Source organism: Stenotrophomonas sp. CCNWLW57 (assembly GCF_037203925.1).
Classification (GTDB): Bacteria; Pseudomonadota; Gammaproteobacteria; order Xanthomonadales; family Xanthomonadaceae; genus Stenotrophomonas; species Stenotrophomonas rhizophila_A.
Genome location: NZ_JBBCBJ010000004.1, coordinates 375,998 through 389,661, shown reverse-complemented (window position 1 = coordinate 389,661; position 13,664 = coordinate 375,998). Strand labels below are relative to the sequence as shown.

Sequence of the window (13,664 nt, the reverse complement as noted above, 5' to 3'; positions counted from 1 at the left end):
CGTCACCGTTCAAGCTCATGCATTACCGGGCGTGGATGGGCCATCGGCAGTCGTCTTGCGACCGACCCTACCAGCAGTCGCTTTCCAGAGTTACTCTGGCGGCATACAAGGCCACAATTCCGCCCCTCTCAGCCCAGCCCCCTTGATCGCCTTTGCTACCTCAGGACTTACGAAAATTGCATTAGTGGCTTGGCGTTCAACCCCGAACCGCTGCAAGCTTCGAAAGATTGGCGCGTCCGGCGGGCTTAACGGAGCAGGAAAGAACCCGCGATCGTGCCATGGATGAATCTCTCTCCGGCATTTCTCACAAGGAATCCCTCTCACCCCCCCCATGGAGAGCGGAACCGTAGGCCCTAGATCCAACTGAACCACATCATCCAATGGTTGCCCCTTGGGGTCTTCCACAGGAAGCGCACAAACCCCGAGACCTGAAAGGTGTTCTTTCCAGACAGAGGTCTGCATGAAGCAAGCCTCCTCAATCCAGTTGAGCTTCAAGAAGGCGTTTCGGCCCCACTTCAGGCTCTTCTTAACCCTAAAAGGCGCGACCTGCACTGCCCCCTCCCCACACTTCGAGCAGCGCTCGCTTGTGTCGTAGGTCACCTCGCGATAAGAGAAGTCGTGTTCTGGCTGCGGATACCCGCTGGCATGGACAACAACCAATGCACAGTGAGAAGCAGTATTCACCTCAGAAGCAGTGAACTCTGTAGTCACCGTAGCCCGCCCATCCCACGAGCGAACCAGACTGCATGCCTCGCTCCAGCCCGGCGCGCCTTCAACCGCATGACCAACTCCGATACCACCTGTTTGCGGCAGAGGTCCACCAGAGGGCTCAACCTTGAGCCCCAAGGCAGAAAGTTGGGAACCTCGCGCCTCCGTCCATGCGAAGACGAAGCGGTACTTGATCTTCATGGGGCGATGCTATCAAAGGGGGGGCTTTGCGGCCGGTGATATGCGTCCAGGCGATCATCGGCCGCAACCCGAGTCACCTTTCCGCTTAACGTCATGCGTTACCGGGCGCGGACGTGTCATCGGCGGTCGTCTTGCGACCGACCCTACCGTTCAGTTCGGTGCCTGCCGCAGGCGGAAGCGCCGGTCCCGCGGTCCGGTCCGGGCGGCCTTCGGTGCTGCCCTCCCCTACAATGTGGAGTCCGGCCTGCCCAAGGCCCCGCCACCGATGGACCCCGCGTGACCCAGAAGCCCGCTGAACACACCCCGCTGATGAAGCAGTTCTTTGCCGCCAAGTCCGGCTACCCGGACCTGCTGCTGTTCTTCCGCATGGGCGACTTCTACGAGCTGTTCTACGACGACGCCCGCAAGGCGGCCCGGCTGCTGGACATCACCCTGACCCAGCGCGGCAGCTCCGGCGGCGCGCCGATCCCGATGGCCGGGGTGCCCGTGCATGCCTACGAGGGCTACCTGGCGCGGCTGGTGGCGCTGGGCGAATCGGTGGCCATCTGCGAGCAGATCGGCGACCCGGCGCTGGCCAAGGGGCTGGTCGAGCGCAAGGTGGTGCGGATCGTCACCCCCGGCACCGTCACCGACGAGGCGCTGCTGGATGAGCGCCGCGATACCCTGCTGATGGCGCTGTCGCGTGGCAAGAACGGCTACGGCCTGGCCTGGGCCGACCTGGCCGGTGGCCGCTTCCTGGTCAACGAGGTCGATTCCGACGACGCGCTGGAGGCCGAACTGGCCCGCCTGGAACCGGCCGAGCTGCTGGTGCCCGATGAAGAGAACTGGCCGGAATTCCTCAAGCATCGCAGTGGCATCCGCCGCCGCGCGCCGTGGCTGTTCGACGCCGACAGCGGCCGCCGCCAGCTGCTGGCCTTCTTCAAGCTGCATGACCTGACCGGCTTCGGCATCGACGACAAGCCGCGCGCTACCGCCGCTGCCGGCGCCCTCCTTGGTTATGTCGAGGAAACCCAGAAGCAGCGCCTGCCGCACCTGACCTCCATTTCCACCGAAACGGCGAGCGAGGCGATCGCGATGAACGCGGCCACCCGCCGCCATCTCGAGCTGGATACGCGCGTGGACGGCGATACCCGCAACACCCTTCTGGGTGTGCTGGACACCACGGTCACTCCCATGGGTGGGCGCCTGCTGCGCCGCTGGCTGCACCGCCCGCTGCGCCTGCGCGAGGTGCTGGTGCAGCGCCACGATGCGGTGGCCACGCTGATCGACCGCGGTGCCGACAGTGACGTGCGCGAGGCGTTCCGTGCGCTGGGTGACCTCGAACGCATCCTTACCCGCGTGGCGCTGCGTTCGGCGCGCCCGCGCGACTTCTCCACGCTGCGCGATGGCCTGGGCCTGCTGCCGGAGGTGCGCGCGGTGCTGGCACCGCTGGATTCGCCGCGCCTGGTCGCCCTGCGCGAGGCGTTGGGCTCGCATGACGAGTGCGCGCACCTGCTGGCCTCGGCGATCGCCACTGCCCCGCCGATGAAGCTCAGCGACGGTGGCGTGATCGCGGAAGGCTATGACGCCGAGCTCGACGAACTGCGCCGCCTGTCCACCCATGCCGACCAGTTCCTGATCGACCTGGAACAGCGCGAGCGCGCCAGCAGCGGCATCGCCACGCTGAAGGTCGGCTACAACCGCGTGCATGGCTACTACATCGAAATCAGCAAGGGCCAGAGCGAAAAGGCGCCGGTGCATTACACCCGCCGCCAGACCCTGACCAATGCCGAGCGTTACATCACCGAAGAACTGAAGTCGTTCGAAGACAAGGTGCTGTCGGCGCGCGAACGTTCGCTGACGCGCGAAAAGCTGCTGTACGAACAGCTGCTCGATACGCTGGCGGGCGAACTGGAACCGCTCAAGCAGTGCGCCGCCGCGCTCAGCGAACTGGACGTGCTGGCCGGCTTCGCCGAACGCGCGCAGGCGCTGGACTGGGCGCGCCCGGAGCTGGAAACCGCCCCGTGCCTGCGCATCGAGCGTGGCCGCCACCCGGTGGTGGAAGCGGTGCGCGAGCAGCCGTTCGAACCCAACGACCTCGACCTGCACGCCGACCGCCGGATGCTGGTCATCACCGGCCCGAACATGGGCGGTAAATCCACCTACATGCGCCAGAACGCGCTGATCGTGCTGCTGGCCCACATCGGCAGCTTCGTGCCGGCCAGCCGCGCGGTGATCGGCCCGATCGACCGCATCCTGACCCGCATCGGCGCCGGCGATGACCTGGCACGTGGCCAATCGACCTTCATGGTCGAGATGAGCGAAACCAGCTACATCCTGCACCACGCCACCGCGCAGTCGCTGGTGTTGATGGATGAGATCGGGCGCGGTACCTCCACGTATGACGGCCTGGCGCTGGCCGACGCAGTGGCCCGCCACCTCGCGTACGAGAACCGCTGCTACACGCTGTTTGCCACCCACTACTTCGAGCTCACCGCGCTGGCCGACGAGCAGCACCAAGGCGGCATCAGTGGCATTGCCAACGTGCACCTGGACGCGGTGGAGCACGGCGAGGCGCTGGTGTTCATGCACGCGGTGAAGGACGGCCCGGCCAACCGCAGCTTCGGCCTGCAGGTGGCCGCACTGGCCGGCCTGCCCCGCGCCACCGTGGCCCAGGCTCGGCGACGGCTGGCCGAGCTGGAGCAGCGTGGTGGCGAGACCGTGGCCGCCACCATGGCCCCGCAGGCGCTGGATGCACCGCAGCAGTTCGGGCTGTTCACTGCGCCGTCCAGCAAGGCGCAGGAGGCGTTGGCCGCGATTGATCCGGATGAGCTGACCCCGAAGCAGGCGCTGGAAGCGCTGTACCGGTTGAAGGCGCTGGTGTGAAGCGCACGACCAACGGTCGTGACCTACCGGCTTGGTGCGGGCGCACCCTTTGCCGGTAGCGCCGGCCGTTGGCCGGCCCACGTCGTCCTGGGCCCGGCCAACGGCCGGCGCTACCGTGCTCGCGGCCCGCGTGAAGCCTTCGCATTCCCTTCGTGCAGGCGGCGTTATGCTCCGCCGGTCCCATCCCGGGTCGAAGGAGTCGATCGTGAACACGAACTCGCTCACCGCATCCCTCTTGGAGCAGCTTCAGCAGGGCCAGGGCCTTCAGCAGGTCTCGCAGCAGCTTGGCCTGGACCAGAACCAGACATCGCAGGCCGTCAGGGCGGCGCTCCCGCTGTTCATGGGGGCCCTGGGTAACAATGCCAGCGAACCGCAGGGCGCACAGTCCCTGCTCAATGCCCTTCAGAAAGACCACCTGGCCGGTGGCGGCGGTGGCGGGTTCGACCTCGGCGGCATCCTCGGTGCCGTCCTCGGCGGCGGCGCCGGTGGCCCGGCCACCAATGGCCAGGGCATCCTCGGCCACGTCTTCGGCGGTCAGACCCCGCAGGCCGCCCAGGCCCTGGGCAACAAAACCGGCTTGGACAGCGGCCGCGCCGGCCAGCTGCTGGCAATCCTGGCGCCCATCGTGATGTCGTTCCTGGCCCAGCGGTTTGCACAGCAGGGCAACGCCAGCAACCTCAGCCAGGCGCTCGGGCAGGAAGCCCCACAGGCCGCCAGCGCGGGCGGGATCAGCGGCGTGCTGAACATGTTCGACCAGGATGGCGACGGCCAGTTCGGCCTGAGCGACGTGATGGGCATCCTCAGCAAGCGCTGAAGCACCCGCTGTTACCGGCCGGGCACGGACATCGGCGCGCCCGGCCGGCACACGATAGCTGGCATCTATCACTTCCGTTGATTCAATTAAATTTACCAATCGCCGCACGGCGCTTAGGGTGGATGGGCTGCCCTCGCGCCTCCCGCGAGGCCCATTCCACATTCGCCCTCCACAGGTAACCACCCATGAAAAGCGAAGCGAAGTGCCCGTTCAACCACGCCCTTGTCGGCGATGCCACCACCAACCGCGACTGGTGGCCCAACCAGCTCCGCGTGGACCTGCTCAACCAGCACTCCTCGCGCTCGCACCCGCTGGCTGCCGACTTCGATTACGCCAAGGCGTTCTCCCAGCTCGACTACGCCGCGCTCAAGGCCGACCTCACCGCGCTGATGACCGATTCGCAGGACTGGTGGCCGGCCGACTTCGGCCACTACGGCGGCCTGTTCGTGCGCATGGCCTGGCACAGCGCCGGCACCTATCGCATCGGTGACGGCCGCGGCGGCGGCGGCCGCGGCCAGCAGCGCTTCGCCCCGCTCAACAGCTGGCCGGACAACGTCAGCCTGGACAAGGCGCGCCGCCTGCTGTGGCCGATCAAGCAGAAGTACGGCCAGGCTATTTCCTGGGCCGACCTGCTGATCCTCACCGGCAACGTCGCACTGGAATCGATGGGCTTCAAGACGCTCGGCTTCGCCGGCGGCCGCCCCGATACCTGGGAACCGGACCAGGACGTGTACTGGGGCCGCGAAACCACTTGGCTGGGCGGCGATGTGCGCTACGCGCACGGCTCCGAAGGCGTGGTCGAAGACCATGGCGTGCTGGTGTCCGATGACGATGCCGACGGTGACATCCACTCGCGCAACCTGGAAAACCCGCTGGCCGCCGTGCAGATGGGCCTGATCTACGTGAACCCCGAAGGCCCGGATGGCAACCCGGACCCGGTCAAGGCCGCCATCGACATCCGCGACACCTTCGGCCGCATGGCCATGGATGACGAGGAAACCGTCGCACTGATCGCCGGTGGCCACAGCTTCGGCAAGACCCACGGCGCCGGCCCGGCCGACAACGTGGACGTGGAACCCGAAGCAGCCGGTCTCGAACACCAAGGCCTGGGCTGGGCCAACAAGTTCCGCAGCGGCAAGGGCGGCGACACCATCACCAGCGGCCTGGAAGTGACCTGGACGCGCACCCCGGCGCAGTGGAGCCACGACTTCTTCGAGATCCTGTTCGGCAACGAATGGGAACTGACCAAGAGCCCGGCCGGCGCCCACCAGTGGGTGGCCAAAAATGCCGATGCAGTGATTCCCGACGCGCATGATCCGTCGAAGAAGCACCGCCCGACCATGCTCACCACCGACCTGTCGCTGCGCCTGGACCCGGCCTACGAAAAAATCTCGCGCCGCTTCCTCGAGAATCCGCAGCTGTTCGCCGATGCGTTCGCGCGCGCCTGGTTCAAGCTGACCCACCGCGACATGGGCCCGCGCGCCCGCTACCTCGGCCCGGAAGTGCCGGCCGAAACCTTCATCTGGCAGGACCCGGTGCCGGAAGCGTCGGCAACGCAGATCAGTGCGAATGACGTGTCCGCCCTGAAGCAGCAGATCGCGGCTGCGGGGCTGAGCGTGGGCGAGCTGGTGTCCACCGCGTGGGCGTCGGCCTCCACGTTCCGTGGTTCGGACAAGCGCGGCGGCGCCAACGGTGCGCGCATCCGACTGGCCCCGCAGAAGGACTGGGCGGTGAACCAGCCGCAGCAGCTGGCCAAGGTGCTGGCCGCACTGGAGAAGATCCAGGCCGGCTTCAAGGGCGATGGCGGCGCGCAGGTGTCACTGGCTGATCTGATCGTGCTGGCCGGCAATGTCGGCGTGGAGCAGGCGGCCAAGGCCGGTGGCCATGACGTCAGCGTGCCGTTCAACGCGGGCCGCACCGATGCCAGCCAGGACCAGACCGACGTGGAATCGTTCGCGGTGCTGGAGCCGTATGCCGATGGTTTCCGCAACTACGTGAAGGGCCGCTACAGCGTGCCGGCCGAGGCGCTGCTGATCGACAAGGCGCAGCTGCTGACCCTGACCGGGCCGGAGCTGACCGCGCTGGTGGGCGGGCTGCGCGTGCTGGGTGCGAACGTGGATGGCAACACCCAGGGCGTGCTGACCGAACGGCCGGGCACGTTGAGCAACGACTTCTTCGTCAACCTGCTGGACATGCGTACGCAGTGGAAGGCCAGCGGCGATGGCTATGAAGGCATCGATCGCAACGGTGGCGGTAAGCGCTGGACCGGCAGCCGCGCCGACCTGGTGTTCGGCTCCAACTCGGTGCTGCGCGCGATTGCCGAGGTGTATGCCAGTGCGGATGGCGAGAAGAAGTTCGTCAACGACTTCGTGGCTGCCTGGGCGCGGGTGATGGAGCTGGACAGGTACGACCTGCACCGGTAACGCGGGTTTGGGGGCGCACGACCAACGGTCGTGCGCTACCTGTTACGTCGCGCCCACGCATTACATCGCGTCAAGATCGCCCAGGGCCTTGATCAGCCGGCGCGCGCGCTTGTCGGGGCGGTGCTCCGGTGGGAGGTAGCCGTTCTTCATTGCCGCGCGCTGGGCACGCTGCTCCGCCCTTCGCGCCCGCGAGGCTTCGCTTTCTTCGTACAGCTGCTGCGCCACCGGCGCCGGGCCGCGCAGGTCGCTCAGGCCGCGCACCTGCACGTCATACACCTCATCGCCACGGCTGATCTGCAGCTGCTCGCCTACGCGCACCGCGCGCGAGGACTTGGGGCGCTGCCCGGCCACGTCCACCTTGCCCGTTTCCACGGCCTGCTTGGCCAGGCTGCGGGTCTTGAAGAAGCGTGCGGCCCAGAGCCACACGTCCAGCCGCACGGAGGCGGCCACCAACGGTTGTGCTTCGGTCATGCGGTTGGTTCAGCTCCCCGGCTCGGCCGGTCGTCGATTCAGCGGTTGCGGTTCCGACGGGTTGCCACGGCACCCGGTGCCACCAATCAGTACGGGTACCCCCGCATCCAGATCGCGGCGCTGGCTGCCGACCTGGCATTCCGGTCGGTCCATCGGCCGTACCTGCGCGTCGCGCAGGCGGTCGTCTGTACTCGAACATGCGGGCAGCGCGACGGCAATCAAGAGCGCCAGCACGGTGGGGATGAACCGGTCAGCCAAGCGGGTCCGGCGCCGTCCCGTGCCGGGTACAGCTGTCGCGGCGATCGTGCAGTGAGACGCGGAGGTGCGCATCGCGATATCCCGTTGATGGGCGTGGTGCTAGTGTGCCGCTGTCCCGCCTTGATCTCCAGAGCCCATGGCCAAAGCGCCGCTTGACCTGACCACCGGCCCGATCGGGCGCAACCTGTTCCTGTTCGCCCTGCCGATCCTGGCGGGCAACATCGCCCAGTCGTTGAACGGCTCGGTGAATGCGGTGTGGGTGGGCCGCTTCCTGGGCGAGGCGGCGCTGACAGCTACCGCCAACGCCAACAACATCATGTTCTTCCTGATCGGTTCGGTGTTCGGCATCGGCATGGCCGCCACCATCCTGATCGGCCAGGCGATGGGCGCCAAGGACATCCCGCAGGCGCGGCGGGTGATGGGCACCAGTGCCACCTTCTTCATCGGGCTGTCGGTGGTGATCGCCATCGCCGGCTGGTGGCTGTCGCATCCGCTTCTGGCGGCGATGGGCACGCCTGCCGCGTCCCTGCCGCTGGCCGAGGCCTACCTGCGCATCATCTTCCTGGCCATGCCCACGCTGTACGCGTTCGCCTTCCTCAGTTCGGCACTGCGCGGCGTCGGCGATTCGCGCACGCCGTTCCGCTTCCTGCTGCTGTCGGTGGTGCTGGATATCGGCTTCAATCCACTGCTGATTTTCGGCATCGGGCCGTTCCCCAAGCTGGGGATCGCGGGCGCGGCGTGGGCCACGCTCATCGCGCAGACGCTGTCGCTGATCGGCCTGCTCTGGTACATGCGCAACAAGCGCCATGTGTTGTGGCTGGGGCGCAAGGACATGCGGCTGTTCAAGATCGACACGGAAATCCTGCGCGCGCTGGTGGTCAAGGGCGTGCCGATGGGCCTGCAGATGGTGCTGATTTCGCTGTCGATGATCATGATGATGACCATGGTCAACAGCTACGGCACCGATACCGCGGCGGCCTATGGTGCCTCGCTGCAGTTGTGGACCTACGTGCAGATGCCGGCGATGGCGATCGGTGCGGCGTGTTCGTCGATGGCCGCGCAGAACGTGGGCGCGGGCAACTGGTCGCGGGTGCGGGGCACCGCGCGCAGCGGCGTGCTGTACAACTTCCTGCTGACCGGCGTGTTGATCCTGCCGCTGATCCTGCTGGACCGTTACTCGCTGGCACTGTTCCTGCCCAGCGGCAGCGAAGCGCTGGACGTGGCGCGCCACCTCAACCACATCGCGGTGTGGTCGTTCCTGTTCTTCGGCGTGAACTTCGTGATCTCCGGCGTGGTGCGCTCCACCGGTGCGGTGATTCCGCCGCTGCTGATCCTGGCCGCCTCGTTGTGGGGAATCCGGGTGCCGTTCGCCGAGCTGCTGCAGGATCAGTGGGGCGCCGATGCGGTGTGGTGGAGTTTCCCGGTGAGTTCGTTCTGCGCGATGTTGATGTCGCTGGCGTATTACCGCTGGGGCGGCTGGCGCAAGGCGCGCATGTTGCCCGCCCATCGCCAGGAAGTGGCGGCGCCCGCGGAAATTCCCGCATCGCCGCCGTCGCCGGTCGCCGATCCTGCGCCGCCGATTGCCGCGGTCGAACGCGGTTAGATGGCGCAGAAACGCAAACGGCCACCCGAAGGTGGCCGTCTGGTTGGGTAGGTACCGACCGCCGGTCGGTACCCTACGCCGGAATTACTGGGCAGCCTTGGCAGCCAGGCGCGCGGCCTTGGCCTGCGCAGCAGCAGCCAGATCTTCCTTGATGCGGGCAGCCTTGCCTTCCAGGCCACGCAGGTAGTACAGCTTGCCGGCGCGGACCTTACCACGACGCTTCACTTCGACCGAGTCGATGATGGCGCTGTGGGTCTGGAAGACGCGCTCGACGCCGTAGCCGTGCGAGATCTTGCGGACGGTGAACGCGGAGTTCAGGCCGGCGTTCTTGGTGCCGATCACGACGCCTTCGTACGCCTGGACGCGCTCGCGGTTGCCTTCCTTCACCTTCACGTTCACGACAATGGTGTCGCCCTGGCTGAACTTCGGCAGCTCGCGGGTGATCTGGGCGGATTCGAAGTCCGAGAGGATGGTTTTGTTCAACTTGCTCATGGGTGCACCGATTGTGTTCGTTCGGGTGGGCGTGTCGTTTCGACAACGTAGGCTCATGCAGTCACCGGACTGTGCTGCACGTTTTTTGTAGGGTTTCCACCGTCAGGCGTCAAAGGCCTGATGGGAATCCGCAATTCTAACCATTCTTCGGGGCAGTTACCACCCCAGCGGGCGTTACGGCAGTTCGGCCCTTGCCTGGTCCAGCAGGATCCGGTCGGCCTTGGACAGGCTGGCCTCGTCAAGCAGGTCCGGGCGCCGCAGCCAGGTCCGCAGCAGCGACTGCTGGCGGCGCCAGCGGGCGATGGCCGCGTGGTTGCCCGAGCGCAGCACGTCCGGGACATCGCCCCATTCATGTTGCGCCGGCTGGCTGAAATGCGGGCAGTCCAGCAGCCCCTGCGGGCCTTCGAAACTGTCCTGGGCGGCAGACTCGGCGTCGTTCAGGGCGCCTTCCTGCAGCCGGGTAACGGCATCCACGATCACCGCCGCGCCCAGCTCACCGCCGGACAGGACGTAATCGCCAATCGAGATTTCCTCGGTGACCTCGGCCGCCAGGAAGCGCTCGTCCACGCCCTCATAGCGCCCGCACAGCAGGATCATGCGCGGCAACGCCGCCAGTTCCCGGACCTTGGCCTGGGTCAGCGGCTTGCCCTGCGGGCTCAGGTAAATGACCGGCGCCGGCGCCGGGTCGGCCGCCTTGGCCGCGGCCAGGCAGGCGCGCAGCGGCTCGATCAGCATCACCATGCCCGGGCCACCGCCGAACGGACGGTCGTCCACCCGGCGATAGTTGCCCTCGGCGTAGTCACGCGGATTCCAGCCATGCAGGTCCAGCAGGCCGCGTTCGGCCGCCCGGCCGACCACGCCCAGCGCGGCAGACTGCGCCATGAACTCCGGGAACAAGGTGATGACGTCAATGCGCACCGGTCAGAACTCCGGGTCCCAATCAACGATGACCAGGTTGGCCTCGAAATCCACCGATTTCACGAAGTCCGGCTGCACGAACGGAATCATCCGCTCACGGTCGCCCTGCACCACCACCACGTCGTTGGAGCCGGTCGAGAACAGGTGCGATACCCGCCCCAGTTCGACGCCATCCACGGTACGCACCTGCAGACCTTCCAGATCGACCCAGTAATACTCGTCGGCCTTCGGCGGCGGCAGTGCGCTGCGTGCTACATAGACTTCGGTTCCGTACATCGACTCGACCACATCGCGGTCGGTGATATCGGGAAACACCGCAACCAGGTGCTTGCCGGACTGACGTCCGCGCGCGCCCTTGAGGGTGCTCTCCTGGCCGGCGGGCGTGCGCAGGATCCAGGGCTGATAGTTGAATATGGCGGTACGCGGCTCGGTCCAGGACTCGAGCTTTATCTCGCCTCGCACACCAAAAGCGCCGACAATCCTGCCCAGCAGGATGCGGCGCTCGGTATCTTTCATCTGTATATGCCGACGGGCCGCGCCAGGCGCGGCCCTTCAGGATCAGGCCGCAGCGGCCTGGGCCTTGGTCGCTTCCTTGTACAGGTTGCGAACCTTGTCGGTCAGCTGGGCGCCGTTGGCAACCCATGCGTCGACCTTCGGGATATCCAGCACGATGCGGGCTTCGGCGCCCTGGGCAACCGGGTTGTAGTAACCCACGCGCTCGATGTTGCGGCCGTCACGCGCGCTGCGCGAGTCGGTCACGATGATGTGGTAGAACGGACGCTTCTTGGCGCCGCCGCGGGTCAGTCGGATCTTGACCATGGTGTTGCTTCCTCTATTGCCCAGTCGCCAGGATGGCGCGGTAAGCCGGCGATTATAGCGGCGGGGTGCGGGCATTCCAAGCCTGCCCGGGCGGGGGAACCTGAATTGGTCGTTCAGGCCGGTTGAGCAGGGTTGCAGGCGCCGCTTGGGCCGGCCAACGGCCGGCCCAGGCGGTCTCACCCCAACACGGAATCCCACGGCGCCTGCAACAACACTGCCTTGGCTTTTCCGCAGACTGCCTCCGACCCCGGGAACGCCACTCCATCAATGCTCCCGATCGGCCACACCCCCGCAGCATTGCAGGCAATGGCGGCGTCGAACCCGGCCAGGTCGTCCAACCGCACCGGCGCCAGCTGCGGCTCCCTGCCCCACCCCGCCTGCAGCAGGCGCTCCTGCGTTCCGCGCAATGCCGGGGCCTGCGGCCACACCAGGTCTCCACCACGCCCGAACGCGATGTTCCAGGTGGTGCCTTCGCTGATCGCACCCTGCGCATCCACGAATACTGCATCGTCGTACCCGGCCTGCAGCGCCTGCCGACGATGCTCGAACAACGGGAACGTGCCTACATGCTTGAGGTGAGGCAACTCGCGCTGGTACACCACGCTGCGCACGCGGCGTGCCGTTGCCGGCAGCGTCACCGGCGCCGACACCGCCACCAGCACATCCACCGGCACAACCTGCAGCGGCTGGCGGAAATCGAATACCTGCGAGAACACCGTGACCCGCACCGAGGCATCGACCCTGCCCTCGGCCTGCAGCGCGTGCGCGATCCAAGCCTGCACCTGGGTGCCATCCAGCGTGCTGCCAAACAGTTCCTCGGTGCCCTGGCGCAAGCGCCGCAGGTGCAGGTCGAGCCCCTGCACCGCACCGCCGCGCACCTGCAGCGAGGTGAAGTGGCCGTAGTTGACCAGCGCGCCGGCCAGATCGTCGGCGCTGGCGCGGTGGCCGTTGCAGTACACGCTCATCCCAGCAAGCCGCGCGCGTCGGCCCACAGCGCCTGCAGCACTTCGGCCGCCGGCTTGTCGGGCGCCATCCAGGCCGATTGCCCGGCCCACGCCTGCATCGCGTCGATGCGGTGTTCGCGGTTGGCCTGGGCGCGCATCGGCGCGGTCAGGCCGCGCTGCACCGGGTACGGGCGCGGCGGCGGCGCGGACGGAGCGGCGGCTGCACGCACATAGGGTGTCGCCAGGCCACGGCCGAGCCGGCCGCTGAAGGCACGGGTCGGCCAGGTGTCTTCCGGTTCGGCGGCCGCCAGCGCCTGCGACCAGGCCGGGTCGATCGCGCACTCGGGCGTGCGCAGGAACGCGGTGCCGATCTGCACCGCGCTGGCACCCAGCATCAGCGCGGCGGCGATGCCGCGTCCGTCGGCGATGCCGCCTGCGGCGATCACCGGCACCTGCAGGCGGTCGGCCAGGCGCGGCACCAAGGCGAACAGGCCCACCAGTTGGCGCTCGGCAGCCGCCGGATCAAACGCGCCACGATGGCCACCGGCCTCGAAGCCCTGCGCCACGACCGCATCGGCACCCGCAGCCTCGGCGGCCAGGGCTTCGGCCAAGGTGGTGGCGCAGGCGAACCAGGCGATGCCGGCGTCTTTCAGGCGCTGCACCTGGGCGGCGCTGAAGACGCCCATGATGGTGGAGGCGACCGCAGGTTTGGCGGCAATCAGTGCATCGAACTGCGCATCGAAATCGGCCGGGCCGGCGTCGGCGGCATCTGCCGGCACTTCCGGGCCCCACTGTGCGAGAAACGCCCGGGTGGCGGCTTCGGCGTCAGCATCGCGCGCGGGCGCGGCATCCGGGATCCACACATTGACCTGCGCCGGCCCGCTGGACTGGGCGCGGAAGGCATCCATCCAAGCCACGATGTCCTGCGGCTGCGAGAGGACCGCGCCCATCGCGCCCATGCTGCCCGCGTTGGCCAATACCGCAGACAGCGGGACCGGACAGGCGCCGGCCATGGGGGCGAGCAGAATGGGAGACTGCAACGAGAAACGCCGACAGAAACTGTCGGCGCGTTCGAGGATTCGCGGGTCGGTCATGCGGGGCGCACCTTGGGGTCGACCTTTACAGTCTACGCCGGGCGTCCCGCTGAC

The 13,664-nt window shown here is 67.3% G+C and carries 13 protein-coding genes; 4 read left to right on the top strand and 9 right to left on the bottom strand.

Translation table 11 applies throughout. The annotated features are described in order from the left end of the window. Positions 1–90 precede the first annotated feature (90 nt). Positions 91–909: a hypothetical protein gene (locus tag V9K91_RS12240; protein WP_336442820.1), complete on the bottom strand. Its 819-nt coding sequence runs from the start codon at positions 907–909 to the stop codon at positions 91–93. A gap of 309 nt (positions 910–1,218) precedes the next feature. On the opposite strand from V9K91_RS12240, the gene mutS reads away from it, so the two are divergent. From mutS to katG, 3 genes are all read left to right on the top strand, one after another. Beyond that, entirely contained in the window at positions 1,219–3,774 is a 2,556-nt protein-coding gene (mutS, locus tag V9K91_RS12235) for a DNA mismatch repair protein MutS (RefSeq protein WP_068854588.1), read from the top strand. 166 nt (positions 3,775–3,940) lie between these two features. Next, entirely contained in the window at positions 3,941–4,588 is a 648-nt protein-coding gene (locus tag V9K91_RS12230) for a DUF937 domain-containing protein (RefSeq protein WP_095363377.1), read from the top strand. Positions 4,589–4,773: 185 nt separating this feature from the next. Further along, on the top strand, positions 4,774–7,011 hold the full coding sequence (gene katG, locus V9K91_RS12225; protein WP_068850291.1) for a catalase/peroxidase HPI: 2,238 nt from the start codon (positions 4,774–4,776) through the stop codon (positions 7,009–7,011). A gap of 60 nt (positions 7,012–7,071) precedes the next feature. Here katG and V9K91_RS12220 read toward each other — a convergent pair whose 3' ends face one another. Together V9K91_RS12220 and V9K91_RS12215 are read right to left on the bottom strand one after the other, a co-directional pair. Beyond that, positions 7,072–7,482, bottom strand: a complete 411-nt coding sequence (locus V9K91_RS12220; protein ID WP_068850289.1) for an RNA-binding S4 domain-containing protein — start codon at positions 7,480–7,482, stop codon at positions 7,072–7,074. A gap of 9 nt (positions 7,483–7,491) precedes the next feature. Further along, positions 7,492–7,812: a hypothetical protein gene (locus V9K91_RS12215; protein WP_336442821.1), complete on the bottom strand. Its 321-nt coding sequence runs from the start codon at positions 7,810–7,812 to the stop codon at positions 7,492–7,494. A gap of 64 nt (positions 7,813–7,876) precedes the next feature. Between V9K91_RS12215 and V9K91_RS12210 the strand changes: the two genes are divergently transcribed. Then, positions 7,877–9,343 carry an MATE family efflux transporter gene (locus V9K91_RS12210; RefSeq protein WP_306989372.1) on the top strand — a complete coding sequence of 489 codons (1,467 nt, stop codon included), beginning with the start codon at positions 7,877–7,879 and terminating at the stop codon, positions 9,341–9,343. Between the two features lie 84 nt (positions 9,344–9,427). Here the strand turns inward: V9K91_RS12210 and rplS are convergent, their stop codons facing one another. From rplS to V9K91_RS12180, 6 genes are all read right to left on the bottom strand, one after another. After that, positions 9,428–9,835: a 50S ribosomal protein L19 gene (gene rplS / locus V9K91_RS12205; RefSeq protein ID WP_068850284.1), complete on the bottom strand. Its 408-nt coding sequence runs from the start codon at positions 9,833–9,835 to the stop codon at positions 9,428–9,430. 174 nt (positions 9,836–10,009) lie between these two features. Then, entirely contained in the window at positions 10,010–10,753 is a 744-nt protein-coding gene (trmD, locus tag V9K91_RS12200; protein WP_093533114.1) for a tRNA (guanosine(37)-N1)-methyltransferase TrmD, read from the bottom strand. 3 nt (positions 10,754–10,756) lie between these two features. Further along, a complete protein-coding gene (gene rimM / locus V9K91_RS12195) occupies positions 10,757–11,269 on the bottom strand; it encodes a ribosome maturation factor RimM (RefSeq protein WP_095363379.1) in 513 nt (170 codons plus the stop codon). Positions 11,270–11,311: 42 nt separating this feature from the next. After that, a complete protein-coding gene (gene rpsP / locus V9K91_RS12190; protein WP_068850278.1) occupies positions 11,312–11,572 on the bottom strand; it encodes a 30S ribosomal protein S16 in 261 nt (86 codons plus the stop codon). A 176-nt stretch (positions 11,573–11,748) separates the two neighbouring features. Next, positions 11,749–12,537 (bottom strand): aminotransferase class IV family protein, encoded by a 789-nt coding sequence (locus V9K91_RS12185; protein WP_095363380.1) that lies wholly within the window; start codon positions 12,535–12,537, stop codon positions 11,749–11,751. Further along, complete coding sequence (locus V9K91_RS12180) at positions 12,534–13,610, bottom strand: nitronate monooxygenase (RefSeq protein WP_095363381.1); 1,077 nt, start codon at positions 13,608–13,610, stop codon at positions 12,534–12,536. Before V9K91_RS12180 ends, V9K91_RS12185 begins: the two co-directional genes overlap by 4 nt. Between the last annotated feature and the right edge of the window lie 54 nt (positions 13,611–13,664).

Excerpts from the sequence above, each read along its gene's own strand:
- V9K91_RS12240 (WP_336442820.1), bottom strand. The coding sequence starts at position 909 with ATGAAGATCAAGTACCGCTTCGTCTTCGCATGGACGGAGGCGCGAGGT.
- mutS (WP_068854588.1), top strand. The coding sequence starts at position 1,219 with ATGAAGCAGTTCTTTGCCGCCAAGTCCGGCTACCCGGACCTGCTGCTG.
- V9K91_RS12230 (WP_095363377.1), top strand. The coding sequence starts at position 3,941 with ATGCTCCGCCGGTCCCATCCCGGGTCGAAGGAGTCGATCGTGAACACG.
- katG (WP_068850291.1), top strand. The coding sequence starts at position 4,774 with ATGAAAAGCGAAGCGAAGTGCCCGTTCAACCACGCCCTTGTCGGCGAT.
- V9K91_RS12220 (WP_068850289.1), bottom strand. The coding sequence starts at position 7,482 with ATGACCGAAGCACAACCGTTGGTGGCCGCCTCCGTGCGGCTGGACGTG.
- V9K91_RS12215 (WP_336442821.1), bottom strand. The coding sequence starts at position 7,812 with ATGCGCACCTCCGCGTCTCACTGCACGATCGCCGCGACAGCTGTACCC.
- V9K91_RS12210 (WP_306989372.1), top strand. The coding sequence starts at position 7,877 with ATGGCCAAAGCGCCGCTTGACCTGACCACCGGCCCGATCGGGCGCAAC.
- rplS (WP_068850284.1), bottom strand. The coding sequence starts at position 9,835 with ATGAGCAAGTTGAACAAAACCATCCTCTCGGACTTCGAATCCGCCCAG.
- rimM (WP_095363379.1), bottom strand. The coding sequence starts at position 11,269 with ATGAAAGATACCGAGCGCCGCATCCTGCTGGGCAGGATTGTCGGCGCT.
- rpsP (WP_068850278.1), bottom strand. The coding sequence starts at position 11,572 with ATGGTCAAGATCCGACTGACCCGCGGCGGCGCCAAGAAGCGTCCGTTC.
- V9K91_RS12185 (WP_095363380.1), bottom strand. The coding sequence starts at position 12,537 with ATGAGCGTGTACTGCAACGGCCACCGCGCCAGCGCCGACGATCTGGCC.
- V9K91_RS12180 (WP_095363381.1), bottom strand. The coding sequence starts at position 13,610 with ATGACCGACCCGCGAATCCTCGAACGCGCCGACAGTTTCTGTCGGCGT.